Raw genomic sequence first — 3,825 nt, 5'->3', positions numbered from 1 at the left:
CATGACTCAAGCTGCCTACCCTTCAACATCGGACGAGTCGCCCTTATTCTGATTACTCAGAAACTGCTGATATACTTGACATTTCACCGCATAGAGTTTACCTGGTTTCACTACAGCATTATCTGTACATACTTTCTGTTGCACTGGTCCTCACCTTTCGATGGACGGGTGTTACCCGCTATGCTACTCTTTGGTGTCCGGACTTTCCTCTCCCGATAAATCGGGAACGATAAGGCGGTCTGCGTTGCAAATTTAGAATTTAGAATTTAGAATACAGAACTTAATGGAATTTATTTTTGTAGTAAAGAATTCTATTGTGAATAACTTGTACACAACTTCTAGTTATTTTGGAATTTGTAACTTGTTTTTTGGCAACACGCTGCTTATATTTGTAATTCAATTAGCAGTATGGAACAATTCATCGTATCAGCCCGAAAATACCGTCCGCAAACATTTAAAGATGTTGTGGGTCAACAGGCTATTACGAATACGTTGTTGAATGCTATTGAAACCAATCACCTGGCTCAAGCTTTATTGTTTACAGGTCCGAGGGGTGTTGGAAAAACGACTTGTGCACGCATATTAGCCCGAAAAATAAATCAAGAAGGTTATGATGATCCGTATGAAGATTTTTCGTTTAATGTATTTGAATTAGACGCTGCTTCAAACAATGGTGTAGATGATATTAGAAGTATTATAGACCAAGTAAGAATACCTCCACAAACGGGAAAATATAAAGTATATATTATTGACGAGGTGCACATGCTTTCGCCATCTGCTTTTAATGCTTTTTTGAAAACATTAGAAGAGCCACCAAAACATGCCATTTTTATTTTAGCTACTACCGAGAAACATAAAATTATTCCAACGATTTTATCGCGTTGTCAAATATTTGATTTCAAACGTATTACAGTTAAAGATGCGAAAGAACATTTAGCAGAAATTGCCAAAGAACAAGGTGTTGAATATGAAGACGATGCTTTACATATTATTGCCCAAAAAGCAGATGGTGCGATGCGTGATGCGCTTTCTATTTTTGATAGAGTCGTTTCTTATTGCGGTAAAAACCTTACCAGACAAGCCGTTACCGAAAATTTAAATGTATTGGATTTCGAATATTACATTCGTGTCACCGATTTAATTTTAGAAAACAAAATTCCAGATTTATTAGTAGCTTATAATGATATTTTAGCAAAAGGGTTTGACGGACATCATTTTATTGCCGGGTTAGCTTCTCATTTTAGAGATTTATTAGTTTGTAAAAATCCAGCTACTTTACCATTATTAGAAGCTGGAGAACAAGCTCAATCTTTATATGCAGCACAATCACAAAAAGCAATGCATGAATTTTTAATCAAAGGCATTGAACTAGCCAATGAATGTGATTTAAAATTCAAAATCAGTCAAAATCAGCGACTACTCGTTGAGATTTGTTTGATGCAATTAGCCTCTATCAGTTTTGATGGAGAAAAAAAAAAGTAGCTAAATTTATAATTCCGGCAACTTACTTTAAAAATAATTCCTACTCTATTGTTGAAGTTCAAAAAATTGAAGTGCAACCTCAAGAAGAATCTGCTATTGAAATTTCAGAACCTGCTGAAATTATGCCAATATCAAATGAAGAGATTCCAATAGAAGAGATTCCAATAGAAGAGATTCCAATAGAAGAGATTGCAACAGAAGAAATTGCAATTCCAGAAATTCCAAAACCAGTTCTCAATAATTTAAACCCAACAGGTACAAAAGTTTCGGCACTTTCATTGGCAAGTATTAAAGCTAAAAAGGAACTCGAAGCGCAAAGCCATTTTCATCAAAAACACAAAGAGGAATTACCTTCAGAAGCGTTTAATGAAACTGATATGTTATTGCAATGGAATAAGTTTGCTCAAAAAATGACTGATTCTGGTAAACGTTTATTAGCTACATACATGCAAATGAATGATCCAATGTTGAATGGAACCATAATTACTTTGGAATTACCTAATCAAAGTACGAGAGAAGAATTTTTAACGGGTTGTAATGAATTATTAGGATATTTACGAGGAAAATTACACAATCATGATGTTACAATTGAAGTAGTGGTTAATGAAACAATTGAAAATAAATATGCGTTTACCCCGCAAGAAAAATTTGAGCGTTTAAAACAAATAAATCCAAATATAGAGGCGTTACGAAAAACGTTTGATTTGGATGTTTAATTAAATTTTTCCATAATACATTGCCTTTACAATACCATCTGCTAATCCAATTTTTGGCACATAGATATTACGTGCACCACTCCATTTCATTGCATTTAAGTAAATTTGTGTTGCTGGTATGATTACATCGGCACGGTCTGGATTCAACCCTAAATCGGCAACACGCTGTTCATAAGTCATGCTGTTCAATTTGTGATATTGCGCTTGAATATACATGTAAGAAAGCGGTTTATCTTGATGTTTTTCGGAAAGTTTAAATAATTTATTAATATTTCCACCAGAACCAACTAGTATAATATTATCAAACGATTTGGTAGTACTTTTGATCCATTTTTCAATTTCGTGCCAAACAATGTCTGAAACCATTTCGTTTAATAATCGAACAGTCCCAATTTTAAATGATCTAGAAGTAATGATTTTTCCTTCATAGAATAGTGAGAATTCAGTACTTCCACCACCTACATCAACGTATAAAAATGCCTTATCTAAATTAATAAATCGAGTTAAATCTGAAGATGCAATGATTGCTGCTTCTTTTTTTCCATCAATAATATCAATATCTATATCGGCTCTATTTTTAATAATCTCAACAACCTCTTTTCCGTTGTATGCTTCACGTAAAGCCGATGTTGCACAAGCTTGATATTTTTCTACTTTATGAACTTTCATTAATAATTTAAACGCTTTCATAGCATCAATCATACGTTCAATATTTTCGGTCGTAATTTCGCCAACCGTAAACGCATCTTGACCCAAACGAATTGGAACACGAACTAAAGAACTTTTATTAAATTGAGTAGTGTAGCCGTTTTGCTCTACAATATTGGTTACCAACAATCTCATTGCATTAGAACCAATATCAATTGCGGCATATTTTTTTATGGTGATCATTCCTTGTTTTGGGTTATTTAACAGTTTCTGCAATTACGTCCAATTTCTTTTGATAATAATTATACATCTCTAATTGCGCTCTAAACGGTTTTTCATCACCGCGTCTTCGGTATTTATTTGCTAAATCAATAGAATGAATTCGGGCTTTAACGTTAGCTTTCCAGCCTATTTCAAAGGTTTCAATCAATTCTTTTTTAATACCTTCATCATAAATAGGACAAGTTACTTCGACCCGAGCATCTAAATTTCGAGTCATAAAATCGGCAGAAGAAATAAATACATCAGGATTTCCGTCATTAGCAAAAATATAAACTCGAGAATGTTCAAGATAATTATCTACAATACTGATAGCTTCAATATTTTCACTCAATCCTTTAATTCCCGGAATCAAGCAACAAATACCTCTAATGATTAATTGAATTTTAACACCCGCATTACTTGCTTCATAGAGTTTATCGGTCATTTTAAAATCCGAAATACTATTCATCTTTAATTTTATAAACGCTTCTTTACCTAAAAGTGCGTTTGAAATTTCTCTTTCAATTAATTTATTAAATTTTCCTCTGGTATAATGTGGAGATACGATTAAATGCTTGTAACGATGTACACGATAATTTACATCAAAAAAATCAAAAACTTTAGAAGCATCTTTTAAGATTTCATTGTTACTTGTAAAAACCGTAACATCGGTATAAATTTTAGCGGAATTTTCATTGAAATTACCAGTTGAAATTAA

At 33.0% G+C, this 3,825-nt stretch carries 4 protein-coding genes and 1 other RNA gene; 2 read left to right on the top strand and 3 right to left on the bottom strand.

All coding sequences use genetic code 11. The features are described 5' to 3' along the window. An RNA gene (gene rnpB / locus ACIQZC_RS09800) (RNase P RNA component class A) lies at positions 1–246 on the bottom strand; the annotation flags it as partial. A gap of 162 nt (positions 247–408) precedes the next feature. Here rnpB and dnaX point away from each other — a divergent pair. Beyond that, positions 409–1,482 carry a DNA polymerase III subunit gamma/tau gene (gene dnaX / locus ACIQZC_RS09795; RefSeq protein WP_396139044.1) on the top strand — a complete coding sequence of 358 codons (1,074 nt, stop codon included), beginning with the start codon at positions 409–411 and terminating at the stop codon, positions 1,480–1,482. A gap of 71 nt (positions 1,483–1,553) precedes the next feature. After that, positions 1,554–2,198 carry a DNA polymerase III subunit gamma/tau gene (locus tag ACIQZC_RS09790; RefSeq protein WP_396139043.1) on the top strand — a complete coding sequence of 215 codons (645 nt, stop codon included), beginning with the start codon at positions 1,554–1,556 and terminating at the stop codon, positions 2,196–2,198. Here the strand turns inward: ACIQZC_RS09790 and ACIQZC_RS09785 are convergent, their stop codons facing one another. Next, positions 2,199–3,089, bottom strand: coding sequence for a Ppx/GppA phosphatase family protein (locus ACIQZC_RS09785; protein ID WP_396139042.1), 891 nt, complete (start codon positions 3,087–3,089; stop codon positions 2,199–2,201). Between the two features lie 13 nt (positions 3,090–3,102). Continuing rightward, positions 3,103–3,825, bottom strand: a 723-nt coding sequence (locus ACIQZC_RS09780; protein ID WP_396139041.1) for a phospholipase D-like domain-containing protein, incomplete at its 5' end; no start/stop codon positions are given.

Source organism: Flavobacterium sp. (genome assembly GCF_044338735.1).
Classification (GTDB): domain Bacteria; phylum Bacteroidota; class Bacteroidia; order Flavobacteriales; family Flavobacteriaceae; genus Flavobacterium.
This window is presented reverse-complemented; position numbering and strand designations above follow the sequence as displayed.